This is a genomic window from Rhodococcus sp. JS3073, assembly GCF_026810085.1.
In the GTDB taxonomy this organism is placed as follows: Bacteria; Actinomycetota; Actinomycetes; order Mycobacteriales; family Mycobacteriaceae; genus Rhodococcus_F; species Rhodococcus_F wratislaviensis.
The window spans coordinates 220025-241676 of the sequence record NZ_CP113952.1; the positions used below are offsets into that span (position 1 = coordinate 220025).

Genomic DNA, 21652 nt, shown 5'->3' on the forward strand with positions numbered 1-21652 from the left:
CACGGGTCGGTCCTTCCACAAGGGGTGTGCGTCGGCGGGTGATAGTTCGATGCGCGTCGCAGGCGAAAGGTTCCCGCCCCACCCCCATCGATCCCGCGGGCTGCTGGCTGGAGGGTTCGGGTCAGGTGGCGGCGAGGGTGCTGTAGGTGTGTTGCAGCACGATCAGGGCGGCGTCCTCGGCCGCGGTCATCGTCGACAGCGCCTGGGTGTGCGCCCATCCCAGTTTCTGCTGCGCCGTTGCCCGCACCTGGTCCGGGCCCGCGCTGTCGGGGAGCCCGAGCTGCCCGGCCGGGGTGTGATGTTCGAGGAGCCTTCGCAGTTCGGTGGTGACCGGGGAGCGGGGATCGGCCTCGAGCATGGACTTGAGGTGTTCGAAGAGCACCACGGTGTGCAGGGCGGGGTCGCGGCGCAGGTGGTCCACGATCCCTCGAATCTGGTCCCGGGCGGGGTGGGTGAAGGCGAGTTGGTCGAGTTCGCGGATGATCCGGCTGGCCCGGTGCACGGCGGCGAACCGGCCCAGATGCTGGGAGAGCACTCCCCTCAGCTGGGGGATCCCCGAGTGCGCGGTCAACCACTCGTTCAGGGTGGCGGCGCCGCGGGCGGCGACGTCGCGGCCATGGATGATGCCGTACTCGCCGACCAGATCGAGGAGCCGGTCGCGCACCGCGGCGGGCACCACGGTGGGGGTATCGGTGTCGAGGAGGTCGAGCACCTCGAGCGGCCCGTACCCGGTCAGCGACGCCAGCGCGCGGGCGTCGGCCTCGGTGAGCGCCCCGGTGTGGGAGGTTTCGGCGAGCAGCCCGGCGATCGGCATCACCGTCATGACGGTGTCGGCGAGCCGGTCCGCCAGGACCCGGGCGTGGGCGATGGCGTGCTCGAGCGGATTGCGCTGCCCCAGTGCGCCTTCCCCGAATCCGTCGGCGCGGGAGAGGACGCCGAGGGTGTTCAGCGGGGTGAATCCGAGTTGTTTGAGGAAGGAGATCTCGTCGGCGCGGGGCGCGGAGTCGAACAGGAATACCGCGGCGTCGGCGTCGACGGAGGCGGTGCGGGTCTGTTCGAACCCGTCGATGAGCACCCGGCGGGTGCGGGCCTCGTTCTCGGCGGTCAGCGTGGCCAGACCGGGGGTGTCGACCAGGGTGTAATCGCGGATCGCCGCCGAGGCCAGCCACCGGTGCAGGTAGGCAACCTGTTCCGGGTCGACCCCTAGGTCGGTGGTGTGGCCGCGGGACAGGTGCAGCGGGCGGCGGGAGCCGTCGAGCAGGACCACCTCTGCGCGGGAGGGGGCGCCGTCCTGGTAGACGGCGACGATGCTGGTGGCCTCGAGGGCGGCGGTTTCGGCGACCGGCGCCCCGATCAGGGCGTTGACCAGTGTCGACTTGCCGGCCTTGAGTCGGCCGACGATCACGATCCGCGGCGGGGACCAGAGGATCTGACCGATTCGGTTGGCGTGCGCGGCCAGATCGGGGGCCAGGCCGGCGAGCGCGTGTAGCGCCCGGTCCAGGCCGGTGCGCACCGGGTCCCAGGCCGGGGCGGTGGGGGTTGGGGTGGGCGTCACCGGAGATCACCGCCTGGGTCGGCCGATGGTGTGGTGTGGGTGGACAGTTCGGCGATCAGGGATTCGGCGCGGGTGATGTTGTTTTCGACCACCCGCAGGTTGTTCTGCAGGCGGGTCAGCTTTTTCTCCCGGGTGGCCTTGTCGGCCCGTGCGGTGTCCTCGGCGTCTTTGATCTGCGTCTGCAGGGTTTCGATCGAGGCTTTCACGTGTTCGCGGTAGCGGATGACGATTTCCGGGCGAGCAAGCGCCAAGGTGGATTCGAGCATCCTGGCGGTGGTGGTCTTCGTCGTCGCGATCGTTTCCCGCAACCAGCCCAGCAGGTTCGTCTTCCCGGCCCGCATCGCTTTGAAACCGAGATTGAACCCCACCCAGGCAACTCCGACGACCGCCCCGACCCCCATCATCGCCGAGACCCCGATCAGACCGCCGAGCATCGACGAGCCCATCACTCCCATGGTGATCATCGACGGATCGAGGAGCCCCTGCCGTTTGCCGGCGACCTGGTGGGTTTCCAGGGTGCGGTTCGACAACGTCGCGAGGACCTGCTCGGAAATCTCGTGCCAGATGACCTCCGAGGCGAACCGCGGCTGCACAATCTGGGTGTAAAGCTGCTCGAGGAACAGGTTGACCGATCCCGCCATCGCGGCCTGGAAATCGCGTTCCATTTCCGCGGTGAAATGTTGCGGGTTCCGGCGCAGCACCGCCATCCCGTTCTTGTTGATTCGGGTGGTCCACTTCTGCCGGATGTCGTCGAGGCGGCGGTCGAGGTCGTCGGTGGCGTGCTGGCGGATCAACGTCAGGTCCCGTTGCAGGTACTGCTCCCACTGTGTCGAGTGGTCTTTGAGGCCCTGCAACTGCGCCAGCTGTGCGGTCAGATCCGGGATGACCTCGCCGCTGCGGGTGATCGCGGCGATTTGGGTGCGCATGTCCGTCGCCAACGTGCGCAATCCCTCGACGGCGGTCCGCAGCCCCGTGATCGCTGGAAGGTGTTCGGCGATGGCGAGTTTCGAGTCGATCAGGTTGCGCAGTTCGACGATCCCGGACCGTGCCTCGGCAATGTCGCGCTGCGGGCCGGATGCCATCTCGGCGGCGATCACTGCGCGCAGACTCGACACCCCGACCACCGGAATCTGTCGGCCCAGGTGCCGGACCAGGAGTTCGCGGTCTTCGTCGACGATCGGACGCCAGCGGCGGATGTTCTTGTCGGTCTTGGTGACCACCACGATCAGTGATTCCACCGCGGACCCGGTCTTGTCGATGAACGCCATCTCCGGCGCCGTCAGCGGGGTGGTGGCATCGCACACGATCACCAACACGCATGCCTGCGATGCGGACGCTTCCGCCAGGACCGCGTAGGACGGGTCCAGTCCGCCCACCCCGGGGGTGTCGATCACGGTGACGTCGCCGAGCCGGCTGCCGGCCACCGGGACGATCGCTCGGGTGGGTAACTCCTCGACCCGGCTGTCGGTGACATGGGCGCCCTCGCACGAGACCCAGTCCGCCAGCTCGGCGTGGCGGATTTGCTCGGTTCGGTCCGGGAACAGGATCTGCGCCGTGCCGCCGGGTTGCTCGGCGGTCGCCTCACCGAAGCTGATCGTCGTCGATGTCGTCACGTCCACCCCCACCGGGGAGGCGCCGCGCCACCCGACCAGCGCATTGACCAACGAGCTCTTTCCCCGCTTGACCTCACCGACCACGACCACCGAGCGGGTCTGTTCCATGCTTTGGGCTCGCTGTTCGGCGAGATCGCTGATTGCGTCGTACCCGAACGGGCGCAGGATCTTGTCGGTGATCGACGAGAGCAGCACCTCGGCGCGCTCCCGCGGCGGCGCTTCGGCGGCTGGGGAGGCAACGGTGGCCGGTTGCCCGGCTTGGGCTGCGGATTCCACGCCCTCTCCCCTTTCCCGTCGATCTGTGTGTGCCCGGGTGTGGGCGCCGTCGAACCCTAGCGTGATCGGGCCTGGGCCTGCATCGCCAGCCGACCACCTCCCCCACAGCGGTGGGTGTGACGGAGGCCACCGGAAAGGTGTGGGAACCTTCCAGGCGGTCGCGGCCTCCAACTACCAAGACCACACGCTCCCGCCCGGCGACGCCGACACTCGCGGGGGTGAGACAGGGAAGGAACCGACAAGACGATGAGGACCACCACGTGGATGCCGGCGGCGGCAGTGCTCGCCACCGCTGTGCTGTTGGCCGGCTGCAGCAACGCCGACACCACCGCCGAACCCACCGGTAAATCCGGCGGAGACCAAACCACGGCCGCGAGTGTCGATCCAGCCGCCCTCGACACCGGCAGCTACCCGACCAGCCCGGCCCCGGAGTTCGGGCGGGCCACCCAGGAAACCATCCTCGACGTCGACGGGCAGCGGCTCGCCGAGTTCACCGTCGTTCCCTTCGAGATCGACCCGGAACTGACCTCGGTGAAGATGCCCACGATGGTGATGCGCAGCGGCAAGAACCTCGGTGTCGTCCTCAGCGACGCCGCCGGGGACATCGCCCACAACCACCAGATGCTCTACGGCTACGTCTCCACCGCCGCCACCCCCACCACGAAAACGACAGATCCGTCCCGGTCCGTCGTCCAAGCGGTCATGCGGTTCAACAACCCCGAGGACGCCGCCGCGACCGCCCGCGAAATCCACCAGAACCTGCTCACCGTCGACGACGGCACCGGCCTCGAGACCGCCGAGAACATCGACATCCTGCCCAACACCCTGGTCTCGACCGGACAGACGAATTTCGCTGCCGGACCCGAGGTCTCGGTCAACGCGTTCACCCCCCACGGTGACTACCTGCTCTACACCTGGGCGAAAGCCCCCGCCGCCGACAAGGACTGGACCGCGAAGGCCGTCGCGAAGTCCCTCCAACTGCAAGAACCGCTGATCAACCAGTTCCCGGCCACCCCGACCCGTGCCCAGAACGGTGGACAGTCCGCGCAGCTGCCCATGATCGACCAGGACAAGGTCCTGATCTACGCCCTCCCCGAAGAAGACGCCCAAGCCCAACTCGGCGACGACATGGCCGCCTACGGCCCCCGCGGCATGGCGCACCGCTCCACCAACCCGCCGCTGACCTACAAGATCCTCACCGACGCCGGATCCGACCACAACGCCGTCTACAAGACCACCGTCTACAGGGCCAAAGACGATGCCGGCGCCGAGACGATCCTCGCCGAGTTCTACAACGACCTGCTCTCCGAAGGCTTCACCGCAGCCCCCACCCCGCAGGGCCTACCCGACGCGAAATGCGCCACCAAGGACACCGTCAACGGCACCCAGGACTACTGCATGGTCGCCAACGGCCGTTACGTCGGCGAAGCCAGCGGCACCGACAACAAGAAGGACGTCGATCAGCAGATCTCCGCTCAGTACCTGATCCTCGAGCACGCCGACCAGAACGCCGAATAACCAACCCTAAGCACAGCAGACACTGCGCCCTGTGGCTGTGGCCTCGCCGACAATGGCAAGGCCACAGCCACACTCATCCGACGGGCGTCGGGGAACGACGTAGACCAACGGAGGCCTCCGGACGCCGATCGCCGTCGAGGACGTCCACTGAACAGGTCTGACCCCGCGCAGGCCAGGCTCGTACGCTCCAGGAGCGGCGCCCCACCCCGATGGCCCGGCACGTGTCCGTCACCGCTCGCCGACCAGGACCGATCTCTCGACATCCCCTTGCTACCGTCGGACAGTGCGCTCATTTCTCAGTAGTCGTGGCCCGTTGTACTGGAACCGGATCCAGCACGAAGCCAGTGACCGGTGGCTCACCGACGGCAGCCGCGGATTGCGCGGCATGACACGCACACCGCCACCGCTGAGCGACCATGAGTGCGCAACCCTGGTTGCGGCGCTGGTCGAAACAACGGGCGGCCGCTGGCCGGGCACGCCGGCTCGGATCGCCCGACTCCTCACCAGACTCGACATCGACGGCAACGCATCGGAAATGGCACGAACAATCCACACGTTGATCGCCGATCCCGACTGGCCCGCGCACGCTCTCGAAATCGAATCCAGTGCCACCGAGTGGTGGCTTCAGGCATCCCGCTGATGCGGAAGCCCGCCACCAGGATTCCCGTTGGCGGGCATGTCCATCGTCTGAGCGAACAATCGCGGGAATGCCTAGGTTGAGATCGTCGCACGACTGCGCGTCGGTGCGAGCCGAGTTCTTGCCGATCCACTGCCACGCCAGGGTTGAGCTTATTGGCAATCGGAATTCTCGCCCGTGGCCACGGGTCTGGCCGTTGAATCGAGGACAACACAGGATGCAACCTGGTGATCACCCAGCGATCGCACTGATCACCCTGCAGTTTTCGAAGCAATGAGACACGGCCGGCCATCGGCAATAGGGATCTGTTCCAGCAGCGCATCCCCTTACGTTCTGTTGGATAATCCTGCTTTCTTGCAGAATCGTCAAACCGATTGACATACTTGGAATAATGACAAATTCGAAGACGTGCGACGGTTTTCGGAAGGATGCGATATCAATGCGCGCCACCCAGTCCGCAGCCTCTCCCCTGCAGCTCTACCGCATTTTTCGGCGCCAACATCCTCACACTGCGATCCCGGCCGACTACGTCACCGAAGACGGCTTCCGACTGGGACGTTGGCAAGAGCGCCAGCGAGTTGCCCGCATGCTCGGCACCCTCCCGCCCCAACGCATCCACCAACTCGATGCGATCGGGTTCATGTGGAGCGACGACGACGATGCCCCGGTTCCGGCTGTGTCACGTGCCGACAGCAAACGGCGGCGAATGCTCACCGAAATCGCTGCGTACCGCGAAGAGCACGGCAACGCGCTGGTGCCCGCGAACTATGTCACTGCCGACGGCGAACAGGTAGGGCAGTGGCTGTATCGGGCGGTGAAAAGATGGCGTGCCGGCGCATTGCCCGACGAGGAGCGTCGTCCGCTCGCCGCTCTCGGGGTCTCCCCTGGTCCACGGCCGCGGGGTCCGCGAACGTCGGCACAGCACACCGGAGCGGGAGTCCATCGCCGCGCCCGGCGGCTTTCGGCTCAGGCGCGGAGTTGAGCGCGAATCCGCTGGCTGCACACCTGTTCCCGCAGTCGGATGAGTCCACTCGTGCGCCGGGGGCAGCGATGGTGGCCACCACTGCCCCGCGGCCGAACCCAGGAGGGGTGTCGTTAGCAGGAGTGCAGGACCTGGCTCATCGCGTCCTTCTCGGCTTGGGTCACCCACAGCCGGTAGAGGGCTTTGACGTCGATCTGCCGTGAGACGTAGGTGCACCGGTATGCCTTGTTCGGCGGCAACCAGGATGCGGCGTCGGAATCGGACTTCTGCGAATTCGTGGGGCCGTCGACGGCCTGCAGGTTTCGTGGGTCGTTGGCAAGGTCGCGGCGCTGCTCCGGGCTGAGCTGCTGGGCACCCTTCTGCCACGAATCCGATAGTGCGACGACGTGATCGATCTGCACCGCCGTGGAGGTGTCCTGGCCGCGGACGAACGCGATGGTGGTGTTGGTGTAGGTGTCGTGCAGGGTTCCGGTCGCCACCACACAGTCCCGCGTACTGGTTTTGTAGGTCAGGTCGACCAGGTCGCGGCGGAGGATGTCGTTGCGGGTATCGCACCCGTTGTGGCCGCCCTCGACACCGTTGTCGTCGGACCACGACGGGCCGAACTGCTCCCGCGTGTAGCCGGTCTTCGGAGCGCGTCCCTTGACCGCCAGGGTGTCGAGCTTCGCCAGCGCCGGCGCCGAATCGAACACCGGGGCTGCCGGTGCGCCGCCGAGCGAGCCGGTTCCCGGGTCGGCATCGGCGATGGCCGAGCACCCCGACAGACCGATGACGGATACCGCAGCGAGAGCGAGGAAGGCGGCCCGGGGGCGATGACGCATGTGTCTGTTCTCCTGTTACCTGTGGGGCTGTTGTGATTGCAGTATTGCGGGTGCCTCTGACAACTGTGTGAGCGCTGCCGACCGAGTCGGCCGCGGTGACGCAGTGGTATGACGCCCGTCGATGATTCCGGATGTTTGGTGTATACCCGGACGACATCAGGGAATGTTCGAAATCGTCCAGCAGCCTGCTGGACGATTTCTACAAGGACGGGACCGGCTTTCTGGTGCTCGCGTCCGAGTATGACGATGCGCCCCGATGACCCGAATCTCGACGACCTGTTCCCGGCCCGGTGCTCGCCTATGCCGACCGGACAATTCATTAGCACTCCAACGTGGAGAGTGCTAAATTCTTCGTACTCGGTGACACGACCAGCGAGAAGTCGCTGGGCCCAGCCACAGTCGCCGGTTACAGGTGCTATGCACTTGCTACCGGGTTGGGGCAGTGGCTGGAAGGTGATCGATTGGCACATACGGCTCCGCAACACCGATGACCGGGCCACCCGACGCACTGGAGGAGGATCAGTGACCGACGCCACCTCGCGCCCATCAGGTGTCGCCAGTGACGGGTGTTCCTCCGGGCGCGCACGCCGGCGAGTGCCGCGTGATGGATCGCGGTTGCCGTCGGTGTCGATCGCCTTGGGGGTGTTGTCCATCGCGTCGTTCTGGGTGGTCGGACTCGGGTTCGTCCTGGGCGTGAGCGCCGTGGTGTGTGGCGCTTTCGCCACGTCCCGGTCCGGCGTAGCGGACGATGAGTCCGCATCGCTGCGGGCGTTGCTCGGAGTCGTCGCCGGAGTCGCGGGGATCACGGTGTCCGCGATCGCGCTCTTTCCGGTGCTGGAGTACCTGTGACCCGCGCACCATCCCATACGCCTGCTGTCCTCGACTTTTGGAAGGATCCGCACCACCCGTGACCGTCGTCCCCGGCCCGCATCTGTCCGCCACACGTACCACCCTCGACACCGGTCGCGACGACCCCGCGTCGACCGACGCTGCGCTCCTCGAGTCCTGGGAAGCGGGTATCGCCGTGACCATCTGCCTGGCGCTGCTGACCACCCTCGTGTGCACGGTCCTCGGGTCCTTCCCGCTGGCCCTTCTCGCGCTCGTCGCGGTGGCCGGCATTGCCGGCCTGATCACCGCCGCCCTCTGACACTGCCTGCAATGCCCCGTCCGCTGGCGTGTGTGTTCCGGTGTTGGCGCGGCGTCCTCCCCGCATCCTGGGTTTGTCGTGCGCTGTGGACCTGGAGCAGACACGGCCCTCCTCGGCGACAGCACAGGCTCGGCACCCTGATCTCTGTTACCGGGCTGTCGGTCTCGTTCTCGAATCGTTCTCGCAGGGAGGTACTCTCAGGAAATTCACAGACACCGCGGGGCCGAGTGGTGCGACGATGAAGCATGCGCCGCCATCGTTGGCCGGCCCTCGCGACGCCCACCACCGGAGGGATCACCGTGCACGCGGGCATGCCGATCGTGGCTGAGAAAGACCTCACGCTCGAACTGTCCGCCGCGACAGCGTTCGCGTCCGGGCTTCTGCTGCGGTTCACGCTATCGGTCACCGGTATCCGCGCCGACTTCGTCCGCTACGAAACCCGCCCCCTGACCGACCCCCACGACTGGTCGGCGCAGTGGTCGTATCTGACCGTGCGCATCCTCGCCGACGACCTGGGCGGGCTCGCCGATCCGTTCCACCCGGTCCCCGACTCCGGCCCGGAGGGATCCGGGCCGTACCGAACCACGCCGCAGTACTGGATCGGCACCTATCCGGCCACCGGATCAATGACCGTCATCACCAGCTGGCCTCAGGTCGGACTTCACCCCACCTCGGTCACCCTCACGCTCGGTCCCAGCCCCTTCCCCACCACCTTCGGGTCCGATGCCCGGCGCTGACGGTGTCCGACTGCCTTTGACGAGCCGAATACCCGAGCCGCTGTTGCCGATTCTTGGTGGTCGGAACGTACCGGTTCACCGAACCGCACACTGCGGTCTGGTGCTCAGCCGATTCGGGCTGTCGCGCACATCGGGCACCGGGTGGTCTCACCGACGACCCACCCGTTGATCCGGGCGAAGGCCACCGCTGCTGTTTGTCCGGCGACCGCGGCATCGAATCGGTGTTCACACAGATCGCACCGCACCGCCCACCCATTGTGTCCACTGGATTGGATTACCTGCACAGTCATGTCACCCTCGCGACGTCACCGAATCCGAACTGTGGCACCAGCATCGCACAGCCGACCGACGAAGTAGAGCCCCGGAGTCCGGTCCTGACAACATTCATGCACCTCAACAGCGGTCGGCACCGACCACGCCCGACGTCAGTCGGCGCCGCTCGGTCTGTGAGCGATCTCCAGACGGGTAGTGCCGGAGCGCGAGGGGCAGATCTCGGCGCGGATGCGGCCACGTGATGAGCGGCACGCACGCCCGGCACTCTTCGAAGATGCGTGGAGGGTTTCGCCGAACTCGCTGGGGCACTTGTCATTGACACCGATACCCGACCCCTCGGCCGTGCAACTGATGCTCTCGCCCGGATCGACGGACACAATCCCGTCGATGGCACCGACCAGTTACCCACAGCATTACTGACCACGAAAACGACTTTCGAGGTGGTCGGCCCGGTAGTGATGCCGGCAAACAACATCACTGCTAGCTACGCTAGCTAGGATTGCATCGCGCAACTTCCGAAGATCAGGTCGTGCACAGCACCCCTGTTGCGAGCTGCCGCCGACGGAATCCGTTGAGGAACCTTACAACTGCGCTAACCGACTTTTCACCAGACGACCCAACGCACACGCCAACTCTCGCCACTTTCGTCACCGTGATGCAACTCGCGCCGCACCGCCCCTTCAGTTCATCACGACAGACGACCGACCCATGAAGCCGCAGAGGCACTCTCGACCTACACGTGCGACATCAAGATCTGTTGGGCCGGATGCACGTAGGGTATGCGCCCACCCCCGCCTGCACCCACCGCCACTCCCCCGGCAGGGCTCCGCTGGCGTAATGCGGCCCAACCTTCAGGCGTGGGCGAACCCCCGCAGACCGAAGTCCAGGTACTCGATGTCGCAAGAAGGAAAAATGCTCACTCGGCGCGGCGCCGGCGCGGTTTGCGGATGTCGGTGCGCGCGCCCTGGCCCGGCCTGTTGTTCGCCCACTCGACGATCTCCGAGCGCTTCCACAGCGGCGTGCGGCCGATCTTCTCCACCGGCGCCGGCGCTTGCCCTCGGGAGACGTATCCGCGGAACGTCGAGACCGACAGCTCGGTACCGGTTTCCTCTTTGATCAGGTCGATGACCTGATCGGTGGTCAGTCGATGTGGGTTGGCCATCTGGTGAGAGCCCTTCCTGTTCATCGCCCGTCGACGATGCGGTGGTTCGGTTGCAGCCCGGCGGTCGACCCGGCGGACCGGCTGCGATACGACGCCGGGCGGTGCAGAACTTTCCTCGGAATGACCCTACAACGGCATGCTGTAATGCCACGCACGCGTCCGGGGGTCCGGTATCGGTCCATACGATCGGATCCCACTCGTAGGGCCGATGTTTTCGTCGTCGCTACCGCAGGGGTGTGGCCCGGCATCGGGGGGGTGATGCCGGGCCACAGGGGGGTGTTCTGGAAACAAAATTGGGGGGATGTTCACCAGAACGCCCATAAGTCTAGTGACCGCCCGGGACGATTACGTCTCGGGGTCAGGCGGATCCGGGACAGCACGCTTCCTGAGGTTGCCGATCTCCCGGACGAGGAGATGGTAGGCATCTCGCGCCCCAGGTCACGCCGGACTGCACCTCCGCGTGGCTGGGGACTCGATGCCGGGCGCGTACGAACGGCGGTCGGGATCATCGAGTGGATCGTTCCTGCCATATTTGCTGCGCTGCCGTCGATGTCGAGTCGAGTCAGGAGGCGGTTGATTTCGGATCCGGGTAGCCAGCCACGGTTGCTTCGACCAGCGCGGCATACCTGGGTTGCGCACTCGATGTCCGGCAAGTGGTGGTGGGGGTCATTCCTGGTCGGCGGCGGTGACGGCCGCTGCGGGGCACCAGTGCGTGACCTCGAGACTTCCCAACTTGTTGCCGGTGGGAATGGTGAAGGTGCACGATGCGAGCCATTCTCCGCGAGAGGTGCGTGCCCAGGCATGGAGCATCCCCGGGACTCGGACGTCGAGGTCGAGTCCCTCGGCGCGGACTCGAAGGGGAAGGTCGTTCGCGGCGCGGCCACCGTGGTGAGCCATTGCGGCAGAGACGTCGATGGTCACCGGCCGCGGTGGGCGCACTTCCCGCCAGGGTTTCGGGTCGTACACGGCTCTCCATCGTTCGAACATATATTCGACTCTAGTGTTACCCTTGATTACGCCGCCAGCGGTCGGCGAGGGAAGCGCCGACCGCTGGCGTCGCCCTACGTCGGCGCCTACGTCAATGGCGCGATCCCCATTGGAGGCCGGCTGATCTGGGCCGGTCAGAGCAGTAAGGAGTCCCTTGATGGCATTGCCCGTTCTGACGCCCGAGCAGCGCGCTGAAGCATTGGAGAAGGCCGCTGTGGCCCGGAAGGCGCGCGGGGAACTTCTCGCTGCGGTCAAGGCCGGTGAGCTCACGGTCTCCGATGTGCTCGCGAAGGCGGAGACCGACGAGGTTGCGAAGAAGACCAAGGTCTCGGCTCTGGTGAAGGCGCTTCCCGGTGTCGGTCCGGTGAGGGCGGCGCAGATCCTCGAGGAGTTGTCAATCGCCGAGACCCGGAGGATTGGCGGTCTCGGGACGAATCAGCGGCACGCGCTTCTGGGCATCATCGCCTGAGTTGCTCGCGGTGGTCGGACGTTCGGCCCGCCTGCGGACTCCCTCCGAGGCTAAATGTCGGTGGGACGATCTACTGTGACGATCGCGACGAGCAACAGGTCGCCACTCACTGCCCAGACCGGTGACTCGTTCCTGGTCCTGATCTGCGGGGTTCCGCAGATTGGTGTGGCGGCCTGTTGCTCTTTGCTTTCAGCGGCGGATGGTCCGAGCCGAAGATCGATCTGCTGTCTCCTGCACCTACTGGGCCGCGCCTGACGAACCTGATCGGTACGTACGGACGCTTCGGACTCTTCCGTGTCCGATCCGCTGTGCGATGGTCTATCTCAGCGGTTGCTGGTCCCGTTCCCGGATGAGCCGGTCAGCCAGGCGGTACACCGCCACCTCGTCCGGGATCCCGACCCGGGTGGCGCGCTCGCGGGCCGTAATGAACGCCCGACTCTCGTCGTTCGCTGATGTGCGGTCTCGGTGCAGAACATTGTGGCGTGCTTCGGCGAGGTCTTCGAGCACCAACCACTGGAAACGGTCGAGGCTGGCCGTGATCTCGGCGATCCGCGCCTACTCCGATCGGCTTCCACGCCACCGGTCCGCCAGGCCGGAGCTGGCGAGCAGGACGCCGAGGACGCCGGCGCAGACCGCAGTGATCATTCGGCGCCCCGTCGCGCGGCCGGCGCCTTTGCCGGTTCCTTGGTCACCACGACCAGGGCACAGGTCGCCGCGATCGCGCCCACAAGTGTGAGCAGCAGGGGCAGCGAGATCTCGGAGGCGGTTATCGCCCAGACCGCCGTGGCCACGAAGGCGAGCACGGCGAGCACCCACAGTGCGCGTGCAACTTCGGCCTGGTGTTTGATCTGGGCGGTTGAGCCGCCGACGACCAGCAGGGCGCCGAGCCAGAGGGTCCAGGTGGTCATGGGTGGCGCGGGTCCTTCCGAAGTTCGCGGGCGTGAAGTCTTGACGGATAGGGTGCCATGCCGGCGGTGGCCGAGCAGGCCGGCGGGTCGAGGACGGTCGTGTGGTCATGTCGCACTCTCGGCGCCGTGAGAACCGGAAGAGTCGTCTCAGCTGCGGACATGGGCGCACAATCAGCCCATGCGGCTGATTGCGCCGATGTTGGCCACTCCGGGTGAGCTCCCGGAGGCAATGGGCGGCGGCTGGGCGGCGGAAATGAAGTACGACGGGTGCCGCCTCGTGGCTGCGGTCGGCGGCGGCGAGCCGCCGATGTTGTGGACCCGCAACCTCAACGTCGTCACCTCCTCGTACCCGGAGGTGGCCGAGGGCCTGAGCGAGGTGTTCGGCGGCCGCGGCCGCATCGTGTTCGACGGCGAGGTCGTGGCACTTGTCCAGGGTCGGCCGTCGTTCGCGCGGTTGCAGAAGCGGATGGATACCCTGCGCCCGACCACGGCCCTGCGGAGGCAGGTGCCGGTCACCTACAGTCCGGTCAACAGTTCTCTGTGCCGACGGTGGCGATCTGATGGCGGCGCCGTATCGGGAGCGCCGTGCCGCTCTCACCGACCTCGGTCACGAGCTGCGCGGGGTCGGCGTGCCCGTGCAGATCTTGCCGCACTGGGAAGGCGTGGACGGTGCCGTCATTCTGGAGGCCGCCCGGAATTCCGGGATGGAGGGCGCGGTTTTCAAATGCGTGGGGTCACCCTATCTACCGGGTCAGCGCACCCGGTCGTGGCGGAAGGTTCTCCTTCGCACGAGGAGCTCCTGCCTGATTGTTGGTTGGATCGCGGGCGGGGGTGCACAGCGCAACATGGTCGGCTCACTCGTCCTCGGCGCCTACGACGACAAGGGCATTCTTCGCTACGTGGGCAATGTCGGGACCGGGTTTACCATGGCCGTGCGCCGCCAGCTCCAAGAGAAGCTGGCCACCCTCGAACGCCGCACCAGCCCACTCGGCACCGATGCCGCGGCCGCGGAGGAGCACGGGATCGTGCGCTGGGTCGAACCGGTGATTGTCGTGGACGTCGCGTACGCGAATACCAGCCGGGCGGGCTTCGGCATCCCAGTTTCAAGGGGCAGCGAGGAGACCTCGATCCGGCGTCGATCACCCGTAATTTGCTGTGACGGAACGTATCCGAGCAAGGGGAGCCGCTGTCGCCTTCCCCGGTGACAGCGGCTCCGTTTCCTTCCCGGGAACGCTACGCAATGTAGGTCTTGCCCGGTCAAGGGGACGGTGACGCCATATCGCCTCTCGGCAAGTGGTCGCTCGCAGCGACTTTTCTGGTGTGGTACCCGGGGTATGTCCGCCACCGTCAACCTCTTCAACAGTGGTCCATCGGGTGGTATTCCGAAACCGGTGTGGCCTTCGACCGTGCACAGTGCTTGCGCGGGTCACACCAGTGGTCAGTGGGCGTCCTCGACGGTGATCGGCTTCAGCAGGTCTTCGCCGTTGTTTCTGACATTGTTGACGGCCTTGGACACCGGGTAGGTGTCGAGGCTTCCCGGCGCCGGTGGTGCCATCAAGGATCGGGCGTACTCGACGTCGGTGTTGGTCGGGTCGAGCCAGTCCGCCCAATTCTCCGGGGCCACGCTCATCGGCATCCGATCGTGGATATGCCCCACATCGTCGGTGGAGTTGGTCGTGATCACACAAAATGTGACCAGCCAGGCGTCCGGATCGTCGTCGGGGACGTCGGGGTTGCGCCAGAAGTCGAAGATGCCGGCCAACGGGAGAATTTCGCTCTCGGCCGGGTGGTGTAGTACGGCTGCTTGAGCGGTTTCCCGGACTTGCCGACCTCCTCGGTCGGGAACCACTCGTAGAACCCGGACACCGGCACGAGTGCCCTCCGTGACTTGAAACACTGCCTGTACGCGGGCTTTTCATGCACGGTCTCGGCGCGGGCGTTGATCATGCGTGAGCCGATCTTCGGATCTTTCGCCCAGAACGGTGTCAGGCCCCATGTGAGGTTGCGGAGTTGTCGTTGAGGCTGCTCGTCGGTGTCCTTCGGTACGCGGGCGATCACAACCGGGGAGGTCTTCGTAGGTGCCACGTTGTAGTCCGGCGCCATCTCTGGGTCGGCCCGTTCAGGGTCGATCTCGAAGGTCTCGAGCAGCGCTCCCCGGCTCGTCGTCGATGCGTAGCGACCACACATACCGATAGCCTGCCACGACCGACCACCGCGACGGGGAAGGCGCCGCGCATGTTCAGTGGGCGTCGTGGAATGCCTGCTCGATCTCGGTAGGGATGCGACCGCGGGACGATAGTTCGTAGCCCTGCTCGAGCGCCCAGGCGCGGATCTTCTTCGTCTCACCCGATGGCCGCTTCCCGGCAGTCGCGTTGACCGGTCGGTCCGAGCGGTGCTTGCGGCCGCCGACCCGGGTGGAGTGGGCGATGTAGTACTCAAAAGTCTCTCGGAGTTCCTTCGCGTGCTCGTCCTTAAGATCGATCACGTACTCGACGACGTCGACTGCATAGCTGATGCTTTCGCCGTCCTCACCGAAGACGGTGCCGTCGATGTCGTCGGCCAGCTCTACTACGACCTTGCGTGCCACAGATGTCACTCCTCAGCACTCCGATACGGACCAGATGAGAGTACTGGCAGAAACGGGAACCCTGCGGGGTCAGCATGCACTATGGGCCATAGGCCTGCGAGAACTATGGCCCTCCGACCGTCTTAGGTCAGGCGCGGCAGAGTGGGTTCTCTCCGAGACCCAGCCGGACAGTCCGGTCCGCTCAGCCTCGCCGAGCATCGGGTACTTGCAACGGCCGGGGGCTTCAGGAATCGGTGCATCAGCGCGGTCCGCGCCCTGCCGCGGTACCCCCTCTCCGATGGGTAGGGATTAAGGAGAGTCACGGTGACGAAGCCACTAGTTAGTCCGGCCGCGCTTCGAGTGTCTAACGATCGGTGACATCACTGGTTCGTGCGAGGAGACTACAAACAGACCGGTTCCTATCAATCCTCCGAACGGGAGGCTATGGCCGATGAACAGTCACGTTCGGAAGAGCATGCAGTCGTAAGTGGAAGATGGGATGTGCCTGTGTGAACGGTGATGGTGCAATGGCGTTTCCTAGCTCTCCGATTCGGCGACGAGCAGAAGGAGCGGCACAAGGGCCGAAACGTCGTCGAGCGGTGCTTCAACAAGCTCAAGCAATGGCGAGGCATTGCGATGCGCTCAGACAAGACCGCCCGCGCCTACCGTGCCGCGATCACCCTCGCCGCCACGCTGATCTGGATCAAGACCGACTTGACTCACGCGGCCTAGCGGACCACCTCGAGCGGTCCCTCCTCGGGCGTCGGCGGCTCGAACCTCTCGAAGTATTCAGTCGCCGTCTGCTCGGTGAGCGGCCAATCGTCCGCCCACCTGCCGTATCGGTCACCGACTCGGTTCAGGATGGTCTCAAGACTCGTCGCGATGTAAACAGTCTCCGGCACGATGCCCTGGGGTGCGAGCAGTGCGCGGAACTCATCGCGTTGTCGCCGGAACCAGAATCCGAAGTCGAGCACGACATCGTTCCCCGCCGCGACATGGCGCAGCAAGCGCGCCTTCAGGTCCGCTGCCACCTCGACGACCACCTCGGCGGAGGGCATCGTCGTGATTCCGCGATCCCAGAACTCCACCTCGAATGACAAACGCGTCCAGCCCTCTCGCTCCAGCCGCTTGGCGTAGGTGGTCTTTCCTGCACCACCTGGCCCGCACATCATCACGACGCGGGATCCTAGGATCTTGTTCACTGCCACCGGGCCGAGGTTACGCTCCGCCACTGACGTTGAGACTCACAGCTCCGCTCATCGCTGATCTGGATCCGATCGGACTTGATCAACACGCCCTAGGTCGCTTGCAGCCGCACGTCTACGTGCCTAACGCGCAGGCCGCAGGCGGGAAATGCATCAAATAGGCTGGAAGACAATCAATCCCACAGTGCCGAGAACGATTATTATGTCAACTAGACGCCGGGTTTGCATCAGAGGACCGATCGGCGCGGTGGCAAGATGCCAGTGCCTGTAACCGCTCAGATTCCCGCGCTTCATGACGCGGCCCCCACCTCGGCGATCGCCGGCCGGAGGTCTGCTTCACGCTTGCGCGTCTCACAAAGCGAGTTCCCAGCCCGTGGCTGCTATTGGTTTTGCCAAAACTATTGCCGTAGTGCGCTTTCAGGAAATTAGTTGACGTAATCACCGTTATCGGCCGAGTGTTACCCCCCCGTCCCGGCCGTCCATGGGCGCAGCAAGACACAGCCGATCACTTGCATGCGGCCCGCGTGGAGTCCCACCGTGATCAGCGAGAGCGCCCCACGGCTGCGATCAAGCCTCGAGGGCGACCAAGCGGCACTCCTAGCTATGCATCCCTCACTGGCATGCGTACTTGCATACCAACGCCAAGTTGCTGCCCTGATCGCCGATGGCCTGACCAATCAGGCCATCGCTGCCCGTCTGGTGATCTCCCCTCGCACCGCGCAAGGGCATGTGGAGCACATCCTGGCCAAACTGGGCTTCAACTCCCGGACGCAGGTCGCGGCCTGGGTCGTGGACCGAACGCACGACTAGAACCGACGCAACTCATACGGGCATTGCTAGCGCTGTTGTTGCGAAACCCGTCGTTCGAGCCTTTGCTTGTGCTACTTGTTCCTACGGCTGCACGCTGTGGCGCGCATCTCCACTCTCGGTAGCCCACGAGATGAGAAGGCGCAGAGCCTGCTGGGAAGGTGATCCGGGTGGTGCCGTCATGACCATGATCGACTGATCGGGGTCGTGTGGGCAGGTGAGCATCTGCCAATCCAACGTCAGATCACCGGCCACAGCATGGTGAAATTGTTTGGTGCCGAACGTTTTATAAGCGACGTCGTGTAACGCCCACCACTGTCAGGCGAAGTGGGTATCGAACCAGTCGAGCATCTGCGCGGGCTGGGCGACCGTTGGCGCACCTGCCGCTGTAGATGCGGTGCCGGAAGACGTTCAGGCGTCGTTCCAGCGAAGTTGGACATCCCGGTCGTGGCGCGCGCCGGGCACCTAGAGCACTGGGTGGCCGGCGCGCGCACGAGGCTGTGGTGTGGAGATGAGGCGTGAGTGGGGTCGTCAGCACTGGTTCGTGCCGAACTCCTCCGAGAAGGAAGACTTCGACATTGCTGACTACTGCCGTGTTGAACTAATCGATGTGCGAATCGAACCACTCGAGCATAAGTTCGGGATGCGCACCGAAATAGTTGTAGCCCCGGAACCGCTCGGTGGTGTCCTCGATCCAGAACAGCTTCTTGTCCTGCGCCGCGATGTTGTCGTAGATGGTCTGAACGTCGGATGGCTTCGTGAGGGAGTCCTCGTGTACTTGCACCACGAGCGTGGGCAGCTGTACCGATTTGGCATGCTCGATCGGCGACAGCTCGTCGATATGGAAGCCGGTGCGTTTGTGGATCGCCGCGTCGAACAACTCGGGCCCATTGTCGATGTCGGCGTCCTCGGATGCGCGTTCGATGAATGGGCGTGCAGAAACCGGCTGCAGTGCGATCAGTGACTTGATGTGGCTGAACTCGTCGGGATGTTTGTCGATGGCGACGATCGTCGAGTCGCAACCGAGGCATACGCTGAGAAGCGAGGTTTTCATATTCGACGTGTCCTTGCGTGATTTCGCGTATCGCAGCGATCCGATCACGTCTCGATACTCGAGGAGACCGATGCCGACGGTGCCGCCGTTTCCTGAGCCGCTGAGCCCGTGGTTGCGCAGGTCGTACGCCAGGACGTTGTAGCCGGCGTCGTGGAGAGCCTTGTACTGCGGCAGGAAGCTGACCTCGAAGCCGCCGAAGTTCGTCCATGGTTCCAGGTGTCCCGGATAGCCGTATCGATTCCCTGGCATGAAGTGGTTGCAGATGACGAGGCGATCGGACTCCGCTGGCATGAACCAGCCCTCGAGGGGCACGCCGTCGAGGGAGGGGAAAAAGACATCCTCGTAGTCCAGGCCGACCTCGTCGGGGCGCCGAAAGATCGGCGTTCTGTACGACGTGGCGAAGAAGTCTGCCAGGCCGTCGATCACTTCGTTCGATTTGTTATCGGTCACGGGAGTTCACTCCTATGTTGCCGGGACCGGTGGCGTCGCGGTAGCACCCATCCCGGCATCGCTGATTCAGATGTTCTACATGTCTCGCGGAGCGCGAGACGCCAGGCATCGGTTGAAGGCCTAACCAGTTCCTCATTTCTCCATGGAGCCGGCATCGACCGGCAGCGCCACGCCGGTGATGTACCGCGACTCGTCCGAGGCAAGGAAGAGCAGCGCGTTCGAGACGTCGTCGAGTTCCACCCAGGGCACGGGGATCAAGTTCTGCTGGGCGAACCCGGCCCGCGCGTCCTCCACCGTCGGCCGGGGGAGGTCCGGTCGGAACAGTTTTAGGACGGCATCGCTTAATCCCATTCCTGTCGGGACGATTGTGGTGTGGATGGTGTTTACCCGGATGAATTCGGGAGCAAGCTCGATGGCGAGCGTGCGCATCAATCCCACGACGCCGTGCTTGGCCGCCGAATAGTGGGCCAAATTTGGGGTACCACGTAGGCCGGAGCACGAACTGGTGAGCACGATGGATCCACCCTTGCCGGCGATGAGATGAGGGATCGCGGCGGCGCAGGTGTTGTAGACACCCACCAAATTCACATCGAGCAGGTCCTGCCACATCTCTGAAGTCAGTTCGAGCGTTCGGGCCGGTGACATCACCCCCGCGTTGGCACTGACGATGTCCAGGGCACCGAAACGTGCCACACCTTCGTCGACGACCGCGGTCAACCCTTCCCGGTCCCGGACGTCCGCGCGACGAGCGAAGATTCGTCCGCCACTTTCCTCCACGAGCGAGACGGTCTCGGCGAGATCGGTCTCGGCGCCGAGTGCATACGGGATCGTGTCGACGTTCCGGCAGATGTCGATCGCGATGATGTCTGCCCCTTCCTGCGCCAGCCGCACGCAATGGCTGCGGCCCTGTCCCCGCGCCGCTCCGGTCACGAGCGCCACCTTGCCGGACACTCGCCCCTGTGTGTGAGCCACTCGTTTCCTTTCCGTCGAAGTTTCTGTCAACGCGCGCCGTACGGGAGGGTTCGTTCCTCATTCAGGTCCCACACCACGGCTTTGGATCGCGTATAGAGGTCGATAGCGTCGAATCCGTTCTCGCGGCCGTATCCGCTTTCCTTCATCCCACCGAAAGGAACGGTCGGATGGATGGCTCGGTAGGTGTTCACCCACACTGTGCCCGCTTCCAGGTTCCGTGCCAGATATTGGATGGCGCGCGCGTCGTTGCCCCAGATTTGGGCCGTGAGCCCCATCCGTGCTCCGTTCGCCCGAGCGAGAACCTCGTCGATGTCGGAGTACCGCAGCACGCTGGCGACCGGGCCGAATACCTCTGTGCTGGCGACGATGTTGTCATCAGTGACGTCTATGAGGACGGTGGGGCGATAGAAGTACCCCTCACCCAGTGCCCCCTCGTCCGCTCGACAGCCACCCGCCAGCCGGGTCGCGCCCTGACCGACAGCGGACGTGACGATCGAGTCCACCCGCTCGAGTTGCCGTCCGCTGATCAGCGCGCCCATCTGCGACGCTGGATCGCGCGGCGGGCCTACCCGGATCGACCGGGCGAGCGATTCGATCCGGTTCACCGCCTCGTCATACAACGCGTCGGGCACGAAAATGCGCGATCCCGCTGCGCAACTCTGCCCGCTCTTGACGAAGTTCGAATGCAGGATCGACGGAATCGCCGTGTCGAGATCGGCATCCTCGAGCAGAATTACGGCGCTCTTACCGCCGAGTTCGAGGCTCAGCGGCGTGATGGTCGCCGCAGACTGTGCGATCACCGCCCGGGATGCCTCCGGGCTTCCCGTGAACACGAGCATTCCGATCTCCGGGTGCTCAGTCAACGCGCGGCCCGTGATCTCGCCGCGCCCGGTGACCACATTGACAACACCCGGCGGAATCCCTGCCTCGAGCGCGAGTTCCGCCATCCGGAACGATGACATCGGCGCAATCTCTGGCGCCTTGAGCACGAAGCAGTTCCCGGCAATCAGCGCCGGCCCGGCCTTCCAGCCGAACATCATCGGGTTGCCGTTGAACGGGTTGACCCCGGCCACGACGCCGTACGGTTCCCGCGCCTGATATGCGACGCGGTCCGGATACTGCGCGAACGATCGGCCCTCGATCTTGTCGGCCATTCCCGCGTAGTACGTCAGCCAGCGGGCTCCGCCGTCGACGTCGCCGAGTGCCTCTCGTCGCAGGTGACCGACGTCGTCGGTCTCGAGGTCGGCGAGTTCGTCACGCCGTTCGGCGATCAGCTCGGCCCAGCGGCGGACGAGCCGACCCCGTTCGTCGGGGGCCATGTCTCGCCACGTCTCGCGAAAGACCTGCCCGGCGGTCGTGACGACCTCGTCGACGTGGCCGGCCGACGACTCGAACGCCTCCGCCCACACCTGACCTGTTGCCGGGTTCTCGATCGGGATGTACTCGCCCGACTCCGGAACGACGGAACCTCGCGCCCCGACGATTCCCACTCGCGGCATGTGCGCCACCGTGG

At 65.1% G+C, this 21652-nt stretch carries 18 protein-coding genes and 6 pseudogenes; 10 read left to right on the forward strand and 14 right to left on the reverse strand.

The annotated features are described in order from the left end of the window. Window positions 1-121: 121 nt before the first annotated feature. Together OYT95_RS39060 and OYT95_RS39065 are read right to left on the reverse strand one after the other, a co-directional pair. On the reverse strand, window positions 122-1555 hold the full coding sequence (locus OYT95_RS39060; RefSeq protein ID WP_268792940.1) for a GTPase: 1434 nt from the start codon (window positions 1553-1555) through the stop codon (window positions 122-124). After that, window positions 1552-3444: a dynamin family protein gene (locus OYT95_RS39065; protein WP_268792941.1), complete on the reverse strand. Its 1893-nt coding sequence runs from the start codon at window positions 3442-3444 to the stop codon at window positions 1552-1554. Before OYT95_RS39065 ends, OYT95_RS39060 begins: the two co-directional genes overlap by 4 nt. 246 nt (window positions 3445-3690) lie before the next feature. Here OYT95_RS39065 and OYT95_RS39070 point away from each other — a divergent pair, with 246 nt between their 5' ends. The 3 genes from OYT95_RS39070 to OYT95_RS39080 all read left to right on the forward strand — a co-directional run bounded on the left by OYT95_RS39070 (window position 3691) and on the right by OYT95_RS39080 (window position 6581). Then, complete coding sequence (locus tag OYT95_RS39070) at window positions 3691-4962, forward strand: DUF7373 family lipoprotein (RefSeq protein WP_268792942.1); 1272 nt, start codon at window positions 3691-3693, stop codon at window positions 4960-4962. 283 nt (window positions 4963-5245) lie between these two features. Continuing rightward, on the forward strand, window positions 5246-5602 hold the full coding sequence (locus OYT95_RS39075; protein ID WP_268792943.1) for a hypothetical protein: 357 nt from the start codon (window positions 5246-5248) through the stop codon (window positions 5600-5602). 436 nt (window positions 5603-6038) lie between these two features. Beyond that, window positions 6039-6581 carry a helicase associated domain-containing protein gene (locus OYT95_RS39080; RefSeq protein ID WP_268792944.1) on the forward strand — a complete coding sequence of 181 codons (543 nt, stop codon included), beginning with the start codon at window positions 6039-6041 and terminating at the stop codon, window positions 6579-6581. 113 nt (window positions 6582-6694) lie between these two features. Here OYT95_RS39080 and OYT95_RS39085 read toward each other — a convergent pair whose 3' ends face one another. Beyond that, complete coding sequence (locus tag OYT95_RS39085; RefSeq protein ID WP_268792945.1) at window positions 6695-7402, reverse strand: HNH endonuclease family protein; 708 nt, start codon at window positions 7400-7402, stop codon at window positions 6695-6697. A gap of 624 nt (window positions 7403-8026) precedes the next feature. Between OYT95_RS39085 and OYT95_RS39090 the strand changes: the two genes are divergently transcribed. The 3 genes from OYT95_RS39090 (at window position 8027) to OYT95_RS39100 (ending at window position 9286) form a co-directional block, all read left to right on the forward strand. After that, complete coding sequence (locus OYT95_RS39090; RefSeq protein WP_037235114.1) at window positions 8027-8251, forward strand: hypothetical protein; 225 nt, start codon at window positions 8027-8029, stop codon at window positions 8249-8251. 58 nt (window positions 8252-8309) lie between these two features. Then, window positions 8310-8549 carry a hypothetical protein gene (locus OYT95_RS39095; protein WP_268792946.1) on the forward strand — a complete coding sequence of 80 codons (240 nt, stop codon included), beginning with the start codon at window positions 8310-8312 and terminating at the stop codon, window positions 8547-8549. A 245-nt stretch (window positions 8550-8794) separates the two neighbouring features. Further along, on the forward strand, window positions 8795-9286 hold the full coding sequence (locus OYT95_RS39100; RefSeq protein WP_268792947.1) for a hypothetical protein: 492 nt from the start codon (window positions 8795-8797) through the stop codon (window positions 9284-9286). A gap of 1189 nt (window positions 9287-10475) precedes the next feature. Here the strand turns inward: OYT95_RS39100 and OYT95_RS39105 are convergent. Both OYT95_RS39105 and OYT95_RS39110 read right to left on the reverse strand, forming a co-directional pair. Then, entirely contained in the window at window positions 10476-10721 is a 246-nt protein-coding gene (locus OYT95_RS39105; RefSeq protein WP_037235132.1) for a helix-turn-helix transcriptional regulator, read from the reverse strand. A gap of 666 nt (window positions 10722-11387) precedes the next feature. Further along, window positions 11388-11708 (reverse strand): hypothetical protein, encoded by a 321-nt coding sequence (locus tag OYT95_RS39110; RefSeq protein ID WP_037235135.1) that lies wholly within the window; start codon window positions 11706-11708, stop codon window positions 11388-11390. A gap of 157 nt (window positions 11709-11865) precedes the next feature. Here OYT95_RS39110 and mihF point away from each other — a divergent pair, with 157 nt between their 5' ends. Further along, entirely contained in the window at window positions 11866-12177 is a 312-nt protein-coding gene (gene mihF, locus OYT95_RS39115; protein WP_005255826.1) for an integration host factor, actinobacterial type, read from the forward strand. A 318-nt stretch (window positions 12178-12495) separates the two neighbouring features. Here mihF and OYT95_RS39120 read toward each other — a convergent pair. Next, window positions 12496-12822, reverse strand: a pseudogene (locus tag OYT95_RS39120) (hypothetical protein). Next, a complete protein-coding gene (locus OYT95_RS39125) occupies window positions 12819-13085 on the reverse strand; it encodes a hypothetical protein (RefSeq protein ID WP_268792948.1) in 267 nt (88 codons plus the stop codon). Before OYT95_RS39125 ends, OYT95_RS39120 begins: the two are co-directional and overlap by 4 nt. A 253-nt stretch (window positions 13086-13338) precedes the next feature. Here OYT95_RS39125 and OYT95_RS39130 point away from each other — a divergent pair. Then, window positions 13339-14244, forward strand: a pseudogene (locus OYT95_RS39130) (ATP dependent DNA ligase). A 279-nt stretch (window positions 14245-14523) separates the two neighbouring features. Here OYT95_RS39130 and OYT95_RS39135 read toward each other — a convergent pair. Together OYT95_RS39135 and OYT95_RS39140 are read right to left on the reverse strand one after the other, a co-directional pair. Next, a pseudogene (locus tag OYT95_RS39135) lies at window positions 14524-15272 on the reverse strand (SOS response-associated peptidase). A 52-nt stretch (window positions 15273-15324) separates the two neighbouring features. Then, complete coding sequence (locus OYT95_RS39140) at window positions 15325-15672, reverse strand: histone-like nucleoid-structuring protein Lsr2 (protein WP_268792949.1); 348 nt, start codon at window positions 15670-15672, stop codon at window positions 15325-15327. A gap of 546 nt (window positions 15673-16218) precedes the next feature. Here OYT95_RS39140 and OYT95_RS39145 point away from each other — a divergent pair. Further along, window positions 16219-16383, forward strand: a pseudogene (locus OYT95_RS39145) (transposase); the annotation flags it as partial. On the opposite strand, the gene OYT95_RS39150 reads toward OYT95_RS39145, so the two are convergent. Beyond that, window positions 16380-16823: an AAA family ATPase gene (locus OYT95_RS39150; protein ID WP_328286596.1), complete on the reverse strand. Its 444-nt coding sequence runs from the start codon at window positions 16821-16823 to the stop codon at window positions 16380-16382. The pseudogene OYT95_RS39145 and the gene OYT95_RS39150 sit on opposite strands and share 4 nt — an antisense overlap. Before the next feature lie 675 nt (window positions 16824-17498). Between OYT95_RS39150 and OYT95_RS44880 the strand changes: the two are divergent. Continuing rightward, window positions 17499-17666: pseudogene (locus OYT95_RS44880) on the forward strand (response regulator transcription factor); the annotation flags it as partial. An 81-nt stretch (window positions 17667-17747) separates the two neighbouring features. On the opposite strand, the pseudogene OYT95_RS39160 reads toward OYT95_RS44880, so the two are convergent. The 4 genes and pseudogenes from OYT95_RS39160 to OYT95_RS39175 all read right to left on the reverse strand — a co-directional run. Beyond that, window positions 17748-17969, reverse strand: a pseudogene (locus OYT95_RS39160) (MmyB family transcriptional regulator); the annotation flags it as partial. A gap of 295 nt (window positions 17970-18264) precedes the next feature. After that, window positions 18265-19167 carry an alpha/beta hydrolase family protein gene (locus tag OYT95_RS39165; RefSeq protein ID WP_268792952.1) on the reverse strand — a complete coding sequence of 301 codons (903 nt, stop codon included), beginning with the start codon at window positions 19165-19167 and terminating at the stop codon, window positions 18265-18267. A 132-nt stretch (window positions 19168-19299) separates the two neighbouring features. After that, entirely contained in the window at window positions 19300-20139 is an 840-nt protein-coding gene (locus tag OYT95_RS39170) for a mycofactocin-coupled SDR family oxidoreductase (protein WP_268792953.1), read from the reverse strand. Window positions 20140-20165: 26 nt separating this feature from the next. Further along, window positions 20166-21638 (reverse strand): aldehyde dehydrogenase family protein, encoded by a 1473-nt coding sequence (locus OYT95_RS39175; RefSeq protein WP_268792954.1) that lies wholly within the window; start codon window positions 21636-21638, stop codon window positions 20166-20168. Window positions 21639-21652: the final 14 nt, after the last annotated feature.